General features: G+C 40.1%; 14 protein-coding genes. 6 read left to right on the plus strand and 8 right to left on the minus strand.

Going from position 1 to position 19,131, the window contains the following annotated elements; genetic code table 11:
* Positions 1-155 precede the first annotated feature (155 nt).
* The 3 genes from cysN to METTI_RS00400 form a co-directional block, all read right to left on the minus strand.
* Positions 156-1,700, minus strand: coding sequence for a sulfate adenylyltransferase subunit CysN (gene cysN / locus METTI_RS00390; RefSeq protein ID WP_023843817.1), 1,545 nt, complete (start codon positions 1,698-1,700; stop codon positions 156-158).
* Positions 1,697-2,605, minus strand: a complete 909-nt coding sequence (cysD, locus tag METTI_RS00395; RefSeq protein ID WP_023843818.1) for a sulfate adenylyltransferase subunit CysD — start codon at positions 2,603-2,605, stop codon at positions 1,697-1,699. Before cysD ends, cysN begins: the two co-directional genes overlap by 4 nt.
* Before the next feature lie 109 nt (positions 2,606-2,714).
* Positions 2,715-3,443, minus strand: coding sequence for a phosphoadenylyl-sulfate reductase (locus tag METTI_RS00400; protein ID WP_023843819.1), 729 nt, complete (start codon positions 3,441-3,443; stop codon positions 2,715-2,717).
* A gap of 366 nt (positions 3,444-3,809) precedes the next feature.
* Between METTI_RS00400 and METTI_RS00405 the strand changes: the two genes are divergently transcribed.
* Both METTI_RS00405 and METTI_RS00410 read left to right on the plus strand, forming a co-directional pair.
* Positions 3,810-5,219 carry a sodium:solute symporter family protein gene (locus METTI_RS00405; RefSeq protein WP_023843820.1) on the plus strand — a complete coding sequence of 470 codons (1,410 nt, stop codon included), beginning with the start codon at positions 3,810-3,812 and terminating at the stop codon, positions 5,217-5,219.
* 165 nt (positions 5,220-5,384) lie between these two features.
* Positions 5,385-5,741, plus strand: coding sequence for a hypothetical protein (locus tag METTI_RS00410; RefSeq protein WP_023843821.1), 357 nt, complete (start codon positions 5,385-5,387; stop codon positions 5,739-5,741).
* A 436-nt stretch (positions 5,742-6,177) separates the two neighbouring features.
* Here the strand turns inward: METTI_RS00410 and METTI_RS00415 are convergent, their stop codons facing one another.
* The 4 genes from METTI_RS00415 to METTI_RS00430 all read right to left on the minus strand — a co-directional run bounded on the left by METTI_RS00415 (position 6,178) and on the right by METTI_RS00430 (position 13,154).
* Positions 6,178-8,847 carry a PGF-pre-PGF domain-containing protein gene (locus tag METTI_RS00415; protein WP_169729084.1) on the minus strand — a complete coding sequence of 890 codons (2,670 nt, stop codon included), beginning with the start codon at positions 8,845-8,847 and terminating at the stop codon, positions 6,178-6,180.
* Between the two features lie 358 nt (positions 8,848-9,205).
* A complete protein-coding gene (locus METTI_RS00420) occupies positions 9,206-10,315 on the minus strand; it encodes a (Fe-S)-binding protein (RefSeq protein ID WP_048134965.1) in 1,110 nt (369 codons plus the stop codon).
* An 11-nt stretch (positions 10,316-10,326) separates the two neighbouring features.
* The gene (locus tag METTI_RS00425) at positions 10,327-11,310 is read right to left on the minus strand and encodes a YbgA family protein (protein WP_023843824.1); all 984 of its coding nucleotides are present in this window, start codon (positions 11,308-11,310) and stop codon (positions 10,327-10,329) included.
* Positions 11,311-11,576: 266 nt separating this feature from the next.
* Positions 11,577-13,154, minus strand: a complete 1,578-nt coding sequence (locus tag METTI_RS00430) for an aminoacyl-histidine dipeptidase (protein WP_023843825.1) — start codon at positions 13,152-13,154, stop codon at positions 11,577-11,579.
* A gap of 226 nt (positions 13,155-13,380) precedes the next feature.
* On the opposite strand from METTI_RS00430, the gene METTI_RS00435 reads away from it, so the two are divergent.
* The 4 genes from METTI_RS00435 to METTI_RS00450 all read left to right on the plus strand — a co-directional run bounded on the left by METTI_RS00435 (position 13,381) and on the right by METTI_RS00450 (position 17,223).
* Entirely contained in the window at positions 13,381-13,923 is a 543-nt protein-coding gene (locus METTI_RS00435) for an O-acetyl-ADP-ribose deacetylase (RefSeq protein WP_023843826.1), read from the plus strand.
* A 371-nt stretch (positions 13,924-14,294) separates the two neighbouring features.
* Positions 14,295-15,002 carry a type 1 glutamine amidotransferase gene (locus METTI_RS00440; protein ID WP_023843827.1) on the plus strand — a complete coding sequence of 236 codons (708 nt, stop codon included), beginning with the start codon at positions 14,295-14,297 and terminating at the stop codon, positions 15,000-15,002.
* 53 nt (positions 15,003-15,055) lie between these two features.
* Entirely contained in the window at positions 15,056-15,595 is a 540-nt protein-coding gene (locus METTI_RS00445; protein WP_023843828.1) for a GNAT family N-acetyltransferase, read from the plus strand.
* A gap of 308 nt (positions 15,596-15,903) precedes the next feature.
* A complete protein-coding gene (locus METTI_RS00450) occupies positions 15,904-17,223 on the plus strand; it encodes a PGF-pre-PGF domain-containing protein (RefSeq protein ID WP_023843830.1) in 1,320 nt (439 codons plus the stop codon).
* A gap of 181 nt (positions 17,224-17,404) precedes the next feature.
* Here the strand turns inward: METTI_RS00450 and METTI_RS00455 are convergent, their stop codons facing one another.
* Positions 17,405-18,652 carry a HEAT repeat domain-containing protein gene (locus tag METTI_RS00455; protein ID WP_023843831.1) on the minus strand — a complete coding sequence of 416 codons (1,248 nt, stop codon included), beginning with the start codon at positions 18,650-18,652 and terminating at the stop codon, positions 17,405-17,407.
* Between the last annotated feature and the right edge of the window lie 479 nt (positions 18,653-19,131).

The raw sequence follows: 19,131 nt of genomic DNA on the forward strand, positions 1-19,131 counted from the left end.
GGAATATGAATTGCATAAATCAATTAATGTTGACCTATGCACTTATTTGATGAAATATAAATGTTTTGACGGTGGGTTTTTGGAGTTTAGAGAACTAATCAAAAAATCAAAAAAGATTAAGAATGCCACCATGAACAGATGGCATTTAGCTTAATTTAACTTTTAAAGTGGTCCGAGCATATTACAACAGATACACCTGATTTTGTAACAATCTTACACAGGTTCTCTATCATTTCAGAATACTGCCCTACATCAACTGGTTTTCCCTTACAGAGAGTTTCCTTCAGTAGATCGTCATCCACATAGATGCAATGTGTACCATGCATGGAAAGACGGTCATACTTAGCCTTTGCCTCTTCTTTTTTATCAGCAGGATATGAAATTACCCTTGCCTTTACAGACTTGCATCCTTTATCAGGTGATACCTGCTTGTATTTTGTTACCATACCCGCTGCAGCAGTTTGATTCGTATGCGGGTCAATTACTATGAACGAACCCGTAGCCCTGTTCTCTGAATAGATATCTGCAAACACCGGACTCTTCAATTCAACCTTAACCTTACCGATGCTGTTAAGTCCCAGGGATTGCGATGACTTCATACTGATATCATCCGGGTCGAACTCGTGGATAACTTCTTCGAAATTGCCTTTTACCATGCTGGTTGTATGCTTGATAAGATAGTCCTTACCAATCTCCATGGGAGTGTTATCCATCCAGACAATATTTGCCTCAAAACTGCCTGCAATGGCTGGTAGGTCGTCCACTTTTGCGATCATATCACTGCGGCTTATATCGATGTCATCTTCTAGACAAAGAGTCACTGCCATAGGAGAGAAGGCATAATCGAGGTCTCCATCATACGTGACAATCCTTGAAACCGTACTTGTCTTACCGGATGGAAGAACCCTTATTTTATCGCCCTTGTGAACCACACCTGAAGCTATTGTACCGCAATATCCTCTGAAATCATCGCCTCCTCCCCAGTTCACATACTGGACAGGGAACCTGAAATCGTTCAGGTTACGTCCACAGGAGACATTCACATTCTCCAGATAATCAAGCAATGTGGAACCCTTATACCAGGGCATATTCTCGCTTCGTTCAATGACATTATCGCCCTCAAGCGCGCTTATTGGAATATAATAAACAGATTCATCAGATAATTTATCGGCAAATGCATTGAATTCATTCACAATATTCTCAAACACTTCTTCCGAATAGTCTACCAGATCCATCTTGTTGACAGCAATTACAAAATTACGGATACCCAGCAGGGATGAGATAAATGAGTGCCTTTTAGTCTGTGTAACAACTCCGTTCCTTGCATCAATGAGAATCAGGGCAAGGGATGCATTGGATGCACCTGTAGCCATGTTCCTTGTATACTGCTCATGACCCGGAGTGTCAGCTATAATGAAACGTCTCTTTGGAGTGGAAAAGAACCTGTAAGCAACATCTATAGTAATTCCCTGCTCTCTTTCCGACTTCAGACCATCGGTGACCAGTGAATAATCTATTTCCTGATTCCTGTGGGTTCTTGAGAAAGTCTTAATAGTGTGTAACTGGTCCTCGAATATTGATTTTGAATCATGTAATAATCTGCCAATGAGAGTGGATTTACCATCATCGACACTACCTGCAGTAGCAAAGCGCAGAAGATCGATGTTCTGACTCTGCTCGATGAGAGATTCGGAACTCAAAAGTATCCCTCCCTCTTCTTTTGCTCCATGGAGCTATCCTGATCGTGATCAATCACCCTTGTAATACGTTCGGAGTGACGTGCAACCATCATCTCCTCAATGATCCTCTCCAGAGTGTCAGCCTCTGATCTCACTGCGCCTGTACAATAATGGCATCCAAGCGTCCTGAAGCGACACATAACATCCCTGACCTCGTCCTCATACTCGTCCGTATAAACTGGAATCAACTGACCGTTCTTTTCGATAACAGGTCTTTCCTTCGCAAAATAGAGGGGAACAATATCGATCTTCTCATGATAAATATAGGTCCAGATATCAAGCTCTGTCCAGTTAGAAAGTGGGAACACCCTTATGGATTCTCCCTGGTCTATCTTTGAATTGAAGAGATTCCAGAGTTCAGGCTTCTGGTTTTTCGGATTCCACTGACCATGTTTGTCACGGAAAGAATATATCCTCTCCTTTGCCCTTGATTTCTCCTCATCCCTTCTTGCACCTCCGAATGCAGCATCATAGCCGCCTTCTTTTAATGCATCAAGAAGAGCTTTTGTCTTAAGCTCGGCACAACACTTAACAGTTCCAACTGATAGGGGATTCACTCCTCTTTCAAGGGCTCCCTCGTTCCTGTGAACTCTCAGTTCAAGACCATTTTTCCTTGTATATTCGTCCCTGAACTCATACATTTCAGGAAACTTGTATCCGGTATCGATATGCAACAACGGAAAAGGTACTTTTTTCGGGTAAAAAGCTTTGATGGCAAGATGGGTCATTACCGATGAATCCTTTCCCACGGAATACAGCATCACAGGGTTATCGAATTCCGCAGCTACTTCCCTGATGATACCAATACTTTCAGCTTCAAGTGTTTTCAGATTTGAAAGATGGTATGATTCTTCCGTAGTTATCATTCAGACCCTCCGTTAATTTGTAAAAATAATTTTATATGTAATTTCAGTGACATTTTTAATTTTCCCTGGAATCTTCCTTTAATATGATATTCCGGTCTTCTGTCTTCTTTCAATTTTGAGGCTTTATGTTTCCTGAATGCAGACCACATTCTTTCTTTGTAGCCTCTTCCCACCACCAGCGTCCTTCACGCTCATGCTGTCCCGGCAGGACAGGTCTTGTACATGGTTCACAGCCGATACTGACATAACCTTTCTCATGAAGCTCATTATAAGGGACATTGTTCTCTCTGATATAGTCCCATACCTGTTTTGAGCTCCAGTTTGCCAGAGGATTGAACTTTATGAGATTGCCATCCCCAAACGCAGGATCTAACTCTACCACAGGAATAGTTGAACGTGTGTTAGGACTCTGATCCTTACGCTGGCCTGTAATCCATGCAGCCCTTGTGCTTAGTGAACGCCTGAGAGGATCCACCTTTCTGACAGAACAACACTCAGCATGTCCGTCTTTGTAGAATGAGAACATACCTTTTTTCAGGACAAGTTCCTCGGTCTTCTCCCGATTAGCGAAGAAAATCTCAAGCTGGAGGTTATAGTGTTCTCTTACAACATCGAAAAATCGATACGTTTCTGGATGCAGACGACCTGTATCCAGGGAGAAGACACTCACATCAGGCATTATCTTTGTGGCCATGTCGATGAGCACAACATCCTCGGCGCCACTGAATGCAATGGTAATATCCTTGCCAAACATGTTTAGGGCATAATCGAGTATCTCCTGCGGAGAACTGTCTTTATACTCATCAGCCAGCTTCTCTAGTTCTGTTTTTTCGGGCATAGTTAAATTCCATATAATGTTGGATTAAAATATAAGATCATAAACAGATACTGTATATACATCTAAAAATGAACTGCATCATAGATATATGCTACCGCCCATCTTAATTGCATTTAATTTAGCATAAAGTAATCAAAAGCTTTTTAAATATTAATGTTTTTTATTGCACATTATAGTACATATAAGTTCATTGAAGGAGGAGAATAATACTTGGTGTTGATACACAACATTTTAACTGAAGTTTACTTCAAACCCCGTTATCTGGATGAACGGAGGAAAAACTAATGCCATTGCCTTATCTGTATTTAATCGCAGCAGTTATTGTTATGCTTGGAATAACTTTCTTTTTCGTACTGAGGCAGGACCATGATTAACCATATACTTCTTGTTCTGTATGTTATCGGAATTCTGCTGTTGTCAATTAAACTCAAACAGGGAACATTTTCAGGATTCGTGATATCTGACCGTAATATCACACACCCTGCTGTTATCGGTATAGCATACATGGCAGCATATTTCAGTGCAGCCTCATTCCTTGGAGGCGGCGGATACGGACTTGTTGCCGGACTTCCCTGGGTAATCTGGGCAGTATTTTTCCACGTTGCATTTGCATGCATTGCCTTCCTTGTTGCACCTAAAATATGGGCAGCTTCACAGCAGTACGATGCAAAGACAGTTCCACAACTTCTGGAACGCCGCTACAATTCACAGAAAGGAAAGGTGCTTCTTGCAGCAATAATGCTTTTGATGTACACCGTTTATCTGGTTGCAATCTTCAAGGGATGTGCAAATCTTTTCCAGGGACTTCTCGGAGTAACTTATGTTCAGGGACTAATAATAGCTGTCATAATTGTCGCCCTCTATTATGTGATCGGTGGACTGCCAGCCATTCTATGGATCAGTTTCCTTCAGGGACTTATCATGCTTGTTGGTGCCGTATTCCTGTACGGAGGACTTCTTTCAAGTGGCGGTGGTGCTGATATTTGGAATGCTATCCCGGCAGACATACTGAACATGGGTGGAGCTATGGTTCCATGGCAGAAAACGTTTGGAACTGCCTTTGCAATAAGTCTCGGACTGCTGGCACTTCCTGATCTGCTTATCATGCTGTTCTCAGCAAAGGACAAGAGGGTTGTACGTTTTGCAGGAATCTACGGACCTATTTCCATCACAATTTATGCACTCTGCATTTTCTCACTGGGAATTCTGGCATACGGAGCTTTCAGTCAGGAACAGCTTGCACCTTACATAGCTAACCCTGACGGACTGGTGCCATTCCTTGCAACATCACTTCTCCCTGCAGGATTTGACAGTATTGTGCTGCTTGCAGCTATTTCAGCCGCAATGTCCACAATGAGTGCAATTGTACTTGTTACAACAACATCCCTTACTTCAGACATACTGAAGTATTTCAAACCTGAAACAACAGATGATAAGATTCTCAAGATTACAAGGATTGTCGGAGTTATAATCATCATTGTCTCGGCTTTCTTTGCAATTGACGTACCACAGCTTATCGTGCCGCTGGTGTCCGTAAGCATGGGAGTTATTGCATGCTGTGTTTTCGTACCACTATTCTTTGGACTATACTGGAAACGCGGTACATCAACTGGATTCATTGCAAGCCTCATTGCAAGTTTCGGCTCAATTGTCCTGTGGCAGCTCTTTGGTAACCCGCTTATTCACCCGGTTTTCATTGGCCTGATATGCGGAACCGTAGCTTATCTTGGCGGCAGTCTTGCAAGTCCTGCACAGGCAGCCGGAACAGACAATTAAAAGAAGAGATGAGAAGATTCCAGAAGAATTTAGAAAAATCGATTTGAAACACTGCGGAGATTCACTCCGCAACGTTCTTTTTTATACATTATTGTATCTACCTGAAAGTATATCACAAAAAATGTTTTAAGTCTTTAAATCTATGGAATTGTCAGGTGTTCTGATTTGAAGAATGTAATAAGCAAAAGTTTCGAGATTAAGGACTATATGCTTGATAACACTGTAATGAATGGTTTCTGGATGAATCTCATAGACCGGGAAAAACTAACTACAGAGGTTGTTTATTCTCCTTCTGGTGTTGAAGGCTTCAGCTCTGAGGATACAGAAAGACTTGTCACAGAGATTACAAAGAAATGCGATGATTTCAAATCCAAACTTGCTGAAAATATAAACTGCGAAGTTGTTTTCAAGGACTTTGGCGACCTGAAGTATAAAGCAAATGCTGGTGAACTTCAGTTTAATTCAAAAGAACTGGATGAGATAAGAGTTGTGTATCGCTTTTGTGTCGGATACCATATCTGATATGTGACATTATTTTTGACTCTGTAGAAATCCTGATTGTGATTGATACAGCCTTTATGCTATTTTTCCACAAAAACACTGAGCTAAAACAAAGCAATTATCCGCTGAAGACGGCATATTTCGATGATTCCATACAGGAAATGTTGACAAACAATGTTGCATATCAACTGAGAATTTTACAGAACTCCTGCAAAAACTATTCCTGAGTATTACGCAAATCATTTTGTTTATTTTTATGGAAAAGTGCCGACTTTGCCGGACCTTTCGGAACATTCAAATTATTCATGACCTGCGATTAATCATATCAATCTAAGAAAAAACATGCACACCTTAAAGTCCAGATGGCAGATTTTTACACGATATAAAATAAGATGTAAAAGAAACTAAAGTAAAAAAAGAAAGTGTAGAGAGCTTAAAGCCCTCTTTCAACCTTATTTTATTTTCTTCTCATCAGGAACGCAAGTGAAACAAACACAATTCCTGCAAAAGCAGTGAATCCTGGAGTATCCGGCGTTTCTTCTTCTACAGGTTCTTCTGCAAGCTCTTCAACAGAAGGAGCTGATGCAGGTACCTGTTCTGTGGTTTCAGCGACCTCATCTCCTACAACTTCAAAGATTGAGAATCCAGGGGTTTCGGCGTAGAAATAGATATACTCACCTTCTTCTCTTTCCTGATGAGTGGGCAGATCATTCCACTGTTCACCATGATACCTGCTCATACGTATTGTAGAAACATCAATGTTATTCTCCTCTATCCATTCACGACTGACTTTGAAACGAATCTGGATGTTGTCAGCATTGTGTGTGGAGATAGTCCCACTGGCACCAACGTCGATACTCATGACAGAATAAGAGCTACCTTGTGGTGCAGGTACATCAGATGGTCGTTCCTTAAAGACCTGAACTTTTGAAACTATAAGACCTTCATTATCTTTTGCATCAAAGCTTATAGCCATTACAGGATCGTCTCCACCAGAAAGATCGAATTTTACAGGTGTGCCTCCCATTACATATTTTACAGATGTATCGGTTGAACTTACTGTTGCAGGATCCAGGCTTGGGCCTGTTGAAACACGATTGTGTGAATCACTTTCTTCAGGAACATTAACTGTTAAAACAGACCTGTTGGTAGAAGTGTTGTAATAATAACTTGTGTTATAGAACATAACTGCAAAATTATAAGTTCCCCCAGCAGACCGTGTCGTATTAAAACTCACATTACCATCGGTAACAGTTTTTGGATCGCCTATAGCATTACCATTTAGTGTCAAAACTGCATTACCTACAAATGTTTCATTATACTCACCTTTTGCACTGGCATTAATCCACACAAGGGTTCCCGGATCCACAGAGTATGAAGGCTCAGGGTCTGAAGTGATTATGATATCCCTGTTAGTGATATTCAGGGTGAAGATATCAGAATCATTAACTGCAGAAGAATCAGTTGAAGTTCCATTCAAGAGAACTGATATTTCCTGAACAGTTGAATTAGAAAGGGTCTGATTATGCCACTCAGTGTCGCCTGAATCCACTACGCCCTGATTGCCGTCTGGAATCCATGAAACATTGTAGTTCAGAGATACCCCATTAGCAGGATCTGCTGTTGCAAGAATCGAATGATTTAAGTTGAAATCCCGGCCCCAGTCACAGGTTATATTATTAACATTTCCAATGGATAAAGTGGAGATAACATCTGTAACATTAACTGTGATTGTATGAGTTGTGGTACCATTTACAGCCTGTCCGTCATCAGCCTCAATTTCTAATGAATAACTGGTCTTTGCCTCATAATCCAGTGTGTTCACACCAACACTGTTCAAACGAACTTCACCGTCATCAGAATCGATGTCAAACAGAGACTGTCCATCTCCACCGGTGATTGAATAAGTGATATCCTGATCATCCGAACCACCATCTGAGTTATTCGCCTGTGCATCATAGAATACCATTGTCTGGTTTGTCTCATTCTCTGACAATGTGAAGGTGGTACCTGAATTGAATACTGGAGCATCTCCATAAACGAAAAGTGTGGTTGTAGTTGAGGATAACTCACTGTCTGCATCTTCAGCATTTATTGTCAGAGTTCTTCCAGATGTTACTGTTCCTGAAGGACTGCCGTCGGTATAATTATGAGTGATAGACCGTGCCAGAGAAGTAACAACACTATCTGTTACAAGCATTGCACGAATATTGTCAATACGCATAGTAGCTCCAACAGCCTGTCCACCTGAAGCATCATAACTACCAACAATAAACTTGAATTGCAAATCATTACTATTTTGGGTTACAGTTACCTCTTCTGTCTGCCAGCTGCTGGTTGAACCCTGGTCTGCAAACAAAACGGTACTACCACTATTTTGGTTGTCTATGAGTAATGCGTAAGCCACATACCAATCACCGTCATTGGTAGCCATCCAGTCAAATAATATCTTATCTCCGGCATCAGCCGTAAAACTGGAACTTACTGCTGATGGCCCCCAAACATAACCATATGCTTGTGTACTATGGGCTCCGGCGTTGCTAAGCTTCAGGGCATATGTTCCTTGATTTGCATTGGTATCTATAGATGCTACCTGGGTTATTGTATCGCCGGTATTATCCAGATCATAACCACCAACCGGATCAGGATTACCGTCCACTGTTTGGTACATTATTGCAAGAAGTTCCGAAGTACTTGGAACTGTAGCGATGGATGTGTCTGTGGTCCATCCGGTCAAATCTCCGGATTCAAAATCATTGTTTGTTGGTACACTACCACTTTCGGTAATAAAGTCAATTCTAAGTTTTTGACCATCCTGACCATCATATGTTGAGTTAATAGTACCTATCTGAACAGTACTACTGCCCGTTCCGACATATACATTGCTCCCTGTTACAGAGATTGCACCACTTGTTGTTGGAGAGCCTGAACTTTGTATGCCCAGGTCATCATAGGAAGTTGAATTCGATAGATTGAATTCGATGTAACCGCTTCCAAATCCAGTACCATCTGAATTAGTAACAGTAACATCACTATCAATAATCGTGACCGTCTGTTCTGGAATATTGACATTACTTAAACCGGAATAAGAAGGACCTGTTGCCATTGCCGGTGCTAGAGTTGCCAATACTACTGAAAAAATTGTTAGAAAAAGTACTAATTTATTAAATATACGACCCATTTTATTGCTCCTTTTAATCACAGTTGCAAGATTAATAAAATAATATATGATACAAATATATAAATACTATCTTATCGAAAGTGGAAAAACTAAAAAATGATAGTTAGCAAGACTGTTAAATTTAATTTTATTTAATAAAGACTCATCGAAACAAAAAATACATTTAAAAATATGATTGGAAAAATAAGAAAAAAAACATTAAAAATGCTTTTCTCCATTCAAATTACTGCCTTTTGCTCAAAAAGTAAACAATTGAAACAAATAAGATTCCTGCAAGAACAGTAAATCCTGGAGTATCAGGTTTTTATTTTCTAATAAAATCCGCACCCAACACACTTTCCGCCAGCAGCACCGAAACATCCTTAATTTTCATTTCTTCATCCTTTGACTTGCAGGCCCCTTCCATATGATGCACACAAAATGGACAATATGAAGCCAGCATGCCCGCCTTATCCTTATAACCCTGAACCGTCAGCATGGCAATATCGTCCGCAATTTCCGGGAAGTTGGGTTTAAGGCCTCCTGGTCCTCCGCAACACACCTGTTTGCCATCAAAGAGTTCATTGACCTGGACACCCATGCTTTCAAGAATACTACGTGGAACATCTTTTGAATCTCTCATGGGACATGCATCCCTGACAGAAACAGTCAGGTCAAGCTTCTCTGGCCTGAGTGTGCCATCAGATATCATGTCCTTAAACACATTAAGGGAATGCTCAACCTCAAAATTCAGTTCACGGTAGAGTTTGGGGTACTCTTTACCAAGTACCAGATAACAACCAGGACATGAAGCTATTACCTTCTTCACCCCAAGTGATTCTATATAGTCAACAAACTTTTTAGCATGCTCTGCAAGATCTCCAAGATGACCATTATCAAGAAGGAAAAGTCCGCAGCATTTCTCTTCTTTAAGTATCATTGGTCTTATTCCTGCATGGTTGAGCAGGCGGATTGTAGCTCTGGCAATGTCCGGCTGGCTGTATGAGACCCAGCAACCTGCCATGTAAGCTATTTCTGAACTTTCTGCAATATCAAGATCTTCGGTTATCCAGTCAAACCTCTTTTCAGGATCTTTGGCTCCTGGGCTGTTGTGCTCAATTATGTTATTTGAAATTGCCGTGGTCTTTGCAGGCTCCCTGCCCTGCTCTGCCAGTAGTTGCCTTTCATACTGGATTATGTCTGTGATTGGAATATTCACCGGACACACATCATCACATGCACCACAGCGAGTTGAAAGATAGATGTTGTCGTATTCTTCCTGTGTAAGTTCCTCACCTGCAGCAATCTTTGCAAGACTCTCAATTTTGCCCTGCGGAGTGTAAATGTTACCTTCTGTAACTTTATTCACAGGACAAACATCCCAGCACTTCTTGCAGTCGATGCAATAACTTACCTCAAGTTCGAATTTGTTCATCATTTCACCCTTTACTCTTTATTCCATTCGTTATCCCAGTAATCTTTTCCCCTGCTTTCATCCACAGGTGCTTTCAGTTCCTCGGGATAAGGATACAGGAACCTGTCCTTATGCGACTCTTCACCAAGAGTCCTGAAAGAAAACATCCTGAGAACTTCTATAACAGCATCCCAGCTTATTCTGTTTTCACTAAAACGCCTAAGCATATTGTCAAAGAAAAGAATTTCGTTATTGTCTTTGTCGCCGGAAGTTAAAAGCATCTTCTTTGCAGTTTCAATTTTCAGGACTTCAGAACCTGGTTTTCTCAGCATCTCCTTCAAAAGCGAAGTATATTCGTCAAAAACCATTTTTTCACTTTCTGTTCCTGAAATAAGTCCTGACATTTTATCTAACAACAGCGGACTGTATGACATGAAAAGAAAAACATTCTTCCTGTGAAAGTCCATAAGCAAGTCCATAGAACCCTGGTTCTTTATTTGCCTGAAATCTGCAAAGGCGTAGAGACTTGTCAGGAAATGATGCCTGATGTGCACGTTAAGCAGCCTTTCACTTTCCTCCATAGGATATCCATGATATCTGTCAATAACATGTCCTGCAAAAAATCCTGAAGACCTTTCAACAACCGGGGACATTTCAGCCTTGCCATAGACCTTCACATTCCCAAGACCCATGCTAGGGGAAAGTCCTTTGAAAATAAAACCATCAACCTCTCCCAATTCATCAAGGAACTTTTCAGCAAAACTATTCATCCTCTCTGTGAAATCGAGGCCTCCCTTTGTCTGGATAAGCCTATGTTCACCGTTTATCCTGACAATCCTCAGTGTTTCCCTTGGGACACCAAGACCAATTTCAACTTCCGGGCAAACTATTTTCATATCTGCAAATTGCATCAGATCCCGGACAATAGGAGAGCTGACCTTCTGCCCGTTATACCGCACATTATCAAACTCAAGACACCTGCTTACCAGTAGTACCGGTCTTGGAAAACCTTCCATAAAATAATATTGTAACTGATAGATTATAATAATGACCTAAAAGACTATTTAGGATGCCAGTTCCAAAAAACAACCTGTAAACTAAAAAACAAAGAAGCATCCGCCGAAGACGGCACATTCCTACGCTTCTATGCAGAAGATTATTACAAATATTCGGGACATGATGCAGACAATTTAGTTCAGGCTCATGGGAAAACGCCAGCTTCGCCAAACACTTCGGGATAACTCAGGTTTTCAGGATCTGCGAGATTCTTATTTCTCAATTCTTACTTTCTGCTTGTGCCTTTTTTAGCCTTTCCTTTCTTTTTACCTTTTCCACCTTTTTTCTTTTCCTCTTTTTCAGTAAAAGATTCCAGTAGCACTACCATGAAATCCCATATTTTCCTGATAGAAGGAATGTAAAGACATTCATCCGGTGAGTGGGGATTTTTAATTGTAGGTCCGAAGGATATCATATCTATATTCTCATACTTTGAACCGATAACAGCACACTCAAGACCTGCATGAATCACTTCTATCTTTGCCTTTTCATCAAAAACAGAGGAATAAACTTCCATGCAGCGTTTCAGTAAAGGTGAAGACATATCTGGCTGCCACGGTGGATAACCGGAATTATGTTCATAAGCTGCACCATATTTTTTTGCAGTTTTTTCGATTGATGAAGTAAGAACTGCCAGTCCAGAATCAACGGAACTGCGCTGGCTTGAGACAATTATAAGTTTTCCATCTTCATCTTTGCCTGTCTCTTTGTCTCTACCTTTGATATTTACAGTAGCCAGATTGCTTGATGTTTCAACCAGTCCTTCCACATCTTTGGACATTGAAGCAATTCCATGTGGAAGATCCTGCAAAAGTCCTATTATCCGGTTTGTTGTTTCAGAATCTGCTCCTTCGTTTTGCAAATCAGAAGAAGGAGAAATAGGAGGAGAAAGAGAAGATGGAGATTCTTCAATTCTAATGGAAATCCCGGATTCAATCTCTGAATACTCAGACCTCAATTTGCTTTCATATTCGGACACAATTGCAGATAATTCATCCTGCCTATCAGCTGGAACAGCTACAGTTGCCTGAGCATATCGTGGAATCGCATTATGAGCAGAGCCACCATTTATATCCTGAATTCTGAGATCCATTTTGCCAGCAATCAGGCTTAGCGCACCTGCAATTAGTTTATTGGCGTTTGCACGCCCTTCATGAATATCAACACCTGAATGACCGCCTGCAAGACCATCTACCATCAGGTTGAAACTCAGCATTTTTTCAGGCAGAGATGAAAAAACGAGTGGCATCTCAATTTTAGTATTAAGACCCCCGGCACATCCTACTGTAAAAATACCCTCATCCTCTGAATCTACGTTGAGCAATATTTCACCGGAGATGAAATCAGGCGTAAGAGCATTAGCCCCGGTCAGACCTGTTTCCTCGTCCACTGTGAATAGAAGCTCAAGTGGGGGATGTCGTAAACTTTTATCTTCTGCAAGTGAAAGTGCAATAACTATTGCTATTCCGTTGTCAGCGCCCAAGGTTGTTCCCTGTGCCCTGAGCCACTCACCGTCCACATCAGGAATTATCGGATCCTTGCTGAAATCATGTTCACTTTCCTGAGTCTTCTCACAGACCATATCCATGTGACCCTGTATCACAATTGAAGGCAGGTATTCGCATCCTTTTGAACCCGGAACTCCGATAACAATATTGTTCACACTATCAAACTTTACACTAAAACCATGATTCAATGCCCATCCTTTAAGCCACATGGCAATTTTATCCTCATTCTTTGAGCATCGTGGTATGCTGCTGACTTCCCTGAAATGTGAAAGTATGATTTCTGTGATTTCATCCATAGGTCTACCTGCCATTTTCCATTCAACTATTATGCCATCTTACAATACTATTCTGCAATGCAATTCTACAATGCGACTCTGCAACTGATAATGAAATAATTCTCCTCGATCTTACAATAAACTGCCTGCTCTGTATAAAATATATCACACAACAAAGATAAGAACTATCTTGATAATCTCATTTTATAGTAAAATCTGCAAATACATGATAAAATGAGGAACTAGCATGAGCTATCATGATACTATCAGTGTTATTCTGGGTGATATCGTTGAGCAGGAAGTTGATGCAATAGTAAACGCAGCCAACAATTCCCTGCTTGGAGGAGGAGGTGTTGACGGTGCCATTCACCATGCAGCAGGAGAAAAACTTCTGGAAGAATGCCGAACCCTTGGAGGATGTCCTACCGGCGAAGCAAAGATTACCGGAGGCTATCTGCTCCCTGCCAGATGGGTAATACATACGGTTGGACCCATATGGAATGGAGGACATCAGAAAGAGGACGAGTTTCTTGTAAGAGCTTACAGGAATTCCCTTCTGCTGGCAGAGGAATATGACATCAAAAGTATCGCATTCCCTGGAATCAGCATTGGAGCCTATGGTTTTCCTGTTGACAGGGCATCTGTGCTGGCCGTGAAGACTATTCTTGAACATATGAAAAACGGTTGCTTGCTTGATGATATCAGGTTAATCTGCTTTAACGATGAAGCCTATCATTTTTATTCGAACGCCCTTGAGCTGGCTGTATCAGAAATATACAGCAATAAATAAGTATAATAAGTACTGCATCATCATTATGAGAATTAGCATATCCTGAAAAAACGATATATTTATGTATAATGAATTCAAGGTAAACAGATAATAAGTTTGATTACAATATAAAAAAATCAGACTTAAAAAGCCGTGCAGGCATTACTCTTATCGTATGGTACGATAGATTGGTTGGTTGGTAAAAAGTTGGTTGGTGGTTACCGGAGTTTTCCGGGCATGCAGACCCGTTGAACGGGATTCCTGGCAAAAAACGAAATATGGAATCCTGTTCAGGGTACTCTTTTATTATTCTGTTTTTACAACTGCTGTGATTTTTCCATAGCTGAACTTATTCATAAATCATTTATCCCAATGCTGCATACTAAGTCTTCATGACCCTGCTTATCGTAAAGAACATCACCAGGGAAGGACCCGGGATACTGGAAAAAATACTGCATGAGAACAATATTGGTTTCCACATAGTAGATCTGGATGCGGGAGATAATCTTCCTGAACCTGACAATTATTCTGCACTCATTGTATTTGGCGGGCCGGACAGTGCCAATGATAAAACTGAAAAAATGCACCAGGAACTTGCAATGATAGAAAAGGCGATTGACCTGGAAATTCCTTATCTTGGAATATGTCTTGGAATGCAGACTCTTGCAAAGTCCCGGGGAGCTCTTATTCGCAAAAATGAAGTAAGGGAAATCGGGTTCACATCCGAAGATGGAGAGTATTATTCTGTAAACATTCAGGATGAATTTGTAAATGATCCACTGTTTGCAGGGCTTGGAAATCCTTTGAAGATATTCCACCTGCACGGTGAAACAGTAGATCTCACTGATAACATAGAACTGCTGGGTACCGGAAAATATTGCAAAAACCAGATAATCAAAGCAGGTAAGAATGCCTATGGAATTCAGGGTCATTTTGAGCTTACACCTGAAATGTTTGAAGTCTGGCTGGACAACGACCCTGAACTTATGGAGCTTGACAGAAACATGCTTTTGCAGGATTTTTATGAGCTGGACGGGGAATACAGCAACAATGGTTATACACTCTTCAGCAACTTCCTGAAAATTGCCGGCTTACTTTAAACCTGCGGGATTTTTTCAAAACTTTTTTGTATAAGTCGGGAAAATAGCAAAGCATGAGGATTCCCCAAAGGCTGGAAACGGATCGTCTCATTATTAGAAGATATACTGAAGACGATCTTAAACAGTTGCATCAATTCCTGAACAATAAAGAGGTTATTGGTTTAACCGATATGCCCTCAAATACGAGTCAGGAAGAAACAGAAGCTTTTCTTCGAATGCTCATAGATTCGTATACAACTGAAAAACCTGTTGCTGCAATGGCTATCTGCCTGAAGGAAAGTGGGAAAGTTATTGGGTCCTGTGGATTTGCTGCTGTTGATTTCTCAAATGATACACAGATATATTATGCCCTTGACCCTGAATACAGGAATAATGGATTTGCAACCGAAGCCATGGACAAATTAATTGAATACATGATACTTGTTCTTGATATTGACAGGATCTGCATTTATTGCCATCCTGAAAATATTGCATCCATGAACCTTGCAAAACGAATCGGAATGCAATGGCAGACCGGTGTTCAAAAAAAAGATAGTGACTCACATTATTTTCTCCTCACAAGGGAAAACTATCTTTCCGGGAACAAAGTTTAAATCATACGAACCCATAATTTGCATTGAGAGGAAAATGCACACATGTGAAATATGTGGAAAAACGGTTAAAAATGCACTTCTTATACGCAGCAAAAGAGTTTGCATGAACTGTATTGCCGATCTGTCTCTGGAAGAGTTATCCGCAGAGAGATTGGATAATAGTGCCTGCATCTAGACCTTTTTTCAAAACGAACTGGCTCCTGAAGAGCAATAATTTAAAATTGTCATCTATACTGCTAAGTATCCAACATAAATAATAAAATATAAATATATAATAACTAATTTATTTCTCACATAAGGGTGTGAGAATGACCAGGGTACGAAAAGAACGGGAATATAGCAGAAAAACAAAGATGCAATTAAAACCACGATTTCTGAATATTCAGATAATAGTTACAACAATTCTTCTAAGTATTCTTATTTTTCCGGCATCTGCATCTTCTGTCGTAAGTGTTGAACTGGTATCACAGGAAGTACATGCAGGAGATGATTTTGAAATTTATATCAACATAACACCATCTACAGCAATTGCAGGTGCACAGCTTGATCTCAAATTTGACAGCAGTGTAATAACAGTAACTAATGTTGAAGAAGGCGATTTCTTTGACAGGAATTCTGTTATGTCTATTTTTATTCCCGGCACATTTGATAACCAGCAGGGACTTATCAGCGGACTGTTTGCAGTCACCCTGGGGCAGGCTGTGATAGAATCTCCCGGAAACTTTGCACATATCACTTTTACAGCATGTGACCAGGCAGGGGAAAGTAGTATCAGCCTGTCAAATGTAATAATAAGTGACGCAAGCGGCAATGAAGTCCCGGTTACCGTGGAAAATTCACAGGTTATTGTTATCGGAACTTCCACCACAGATACCACAGAAGATGCATCAGCCAGTTCCGGCGGTGGAGGAGGTGGCGGTGGTGGAGACACAGGAGAGAGCACCGACAATATTGAACTTAAGGAAGTCAACAAATTGTATATCACAGGAAACAGCGATGTCACTTACAATTTTGATGACAGCAATAATCCTGTAAAAACCATCAGCTACACATCACTTAAGAATGCAGGTTTTATCAGCAGCACCATTGAGATCCTTAAAGATGTGTCAACAACAGTTTCATACAAGCCAGAGGGTCTTGTCTACAGAAATATGAACATCTGGATAGGAAAAGCAGGATACGCAACTGAAAGCAATATGGAAAACATGAAGATCTCCTTTGCTGTACACAAAAAATGGGTGCAGGTTAATAATGTTAAAACAACTGACATCCGTCTGAACCGCTACCATGATAATGAGTGGCAGATACTTGAAACCGAAATGACCGGGGAAGACAATGATTTCTACTTCTTTGAGGCAAAAACTCCTGGATTCTCCCCGTTTGCAATTACGGCAGATGTAGCAAGCAAAAATGTAACAGAAAACGAACAGATCAATGCAGCTTCATCTTACGATGACAACGACCCTGTAGAGCAAATTGAAGAGAGCGAATTAGAACGGGTTACTGATGTGGCTTCCACATCAATGAGCGATAAAGTAAGTTCTGCAAAGCTTTCACAAAATAGTGCTTTGGTATTATTTATTTCAATATCTGTTGTTCTATTCCTGCAACATAGAAAATGTATATGAATATTAATAAAATAATCAGAATGTTGTTTTCAAGTGACTACTAATATTGTAGGTTTTCATGTGGTGGGAAAAGTTAAACAAATGTTTTAAGATAAAATCAATATAAAAGATAACTATCAACGCAATTGTGAAAACTATTGGACAATAGAAAAAAGCAAATTCATAAATTATGAAGGTGCTTTTATTTTAGTTTTGATATGAGTAAAAGTATCATCAATAGAGAAAATGATGTAAATCCCGGAGTGGAGGGAGCTTCATCAGTATCCCCATTATCCGTGATTATTATTTCTCCGTATTGGAACACAACAGGAACATCATTGATGCCATCCTTTTTAGCCTTTTCATCAAACATCCCGTAAATTTCATCCATTAAAGTAGTATTGACATCAGAGCCGCTCTGAAACTCTACTGAGATATATCCATCGTAACTATATCCGTAAAAAATTACAGAACCATTTGGACGGATGTATTTTTGCATGTCATCTCTTGCACTATTAGAAATAAGGGCAAGTTCATCAAGCCAACTTCGTCTCTCATCTTCAATATAGAAATCCCTTTCTTTTCCATAGATGGCAATGATCCCATCATTATTCTGGCTTTCAATCTCTTCAATTGATGATCTTGCAATGCTCCGCACTCTCTCATCTTCATCATTCAGAGATTTTGTAAGTGCTTCAACTGCTCTTTCATCTCCAATTTGTCCAAGTGCCATAGCAGCATTAGACCGGACATTTGCATCCTTATCTTCAAGTAGGCTGATCAAAGGTTCAACTGCTCTTTCGTCTTTTGTTCCACCCAGTGCCCGAGCAGCATATGCTCTTACTTTTGGATCATCATCATCCAAAATATTAATTAGAGGCGATACGGCTGGTTCACCAATATTGCCTAAGGAAGCAGCAGCATCAACACCCCCAGTACTTCCAAGCATTCCAATCAACGGTTGCACTGCCGGTTCACCCATTTCACCCAGAACACGTATTGCAGTCAATCGAGCAGGATAACTTTTGTTTGGATTGCCAATGAATTCAACCAGAGATTCTAGTGCAGGTTCACCTATATTTCCAAGAGCTATTGAAGCAGCATATTGTACTTCAGAATCATTGTCTTCTAACAATTTAATTAAAGGCTCCACAGCTTTTGGGTCCCCAATTTTTCCAAGTGCATATGCTGAATTTTCACGGATATCTGGATTTGTATTCTTCGTTGCGTTTATCAGAGGCTCTACGGCAAGTTCACCTATATCAACAAGATTTTTGACAGCATCTACCTTTACTGATATGTTATCATCAGCCATATTCTGTATCAGTGATTCCATCATCATTTCATCCACATCATTCTCGGCACCGATACTTACATAGACAGTACTGATTATCACTAGAATAATTGATGCCAAAACAAAAGTATGTTTTATTTTCAATTTACTTTTCATATTTTCCCCTCCATAAGTAATAATACTAACCAAAAATAAAAAAATGGGCTCTGTAGAAAACCTATTGAAATCACTATCTGTAGCTATAAATCAGCAAAATTAATCACGATTAAGGGGAACAGCTATAAGTTTTATAGACTCGCATAATCGCTTGAATTTTGAGGATTTCTACAGAGCCAAAAAATGTTATCTAAATTTAAACAGCATCAAAGCCAACTATAACCTTGCCTTAAGATATTTTTTGGAGTAAAAGTCAACTCTATGCAATTCATTGAACCCCAAATCCCCATTAATTCAATGGAACAGTGCAATATAATTTACGTCAATATATAGCCATTATGGCCATCAATTGAACTGAGTGTATGAGTACACATACATCACCAGTTTATTTATTGATTGAAATTTTTGTAGAACTGTTTTACTTCTAATTAAACTAGAAGAAGATGATTATTCATTTATTATATAACATTTTATCATAC

It is taken from the genome of Methanolobus tindarius DSM 2278, assembly GCF_000504205.1.
Lineage (GTDB): Archaea > Halobacteriota > Methanosarcinia > Methanosarcinales > Methanosarcinaceae > Methanolobus > Methanolobus tindarius.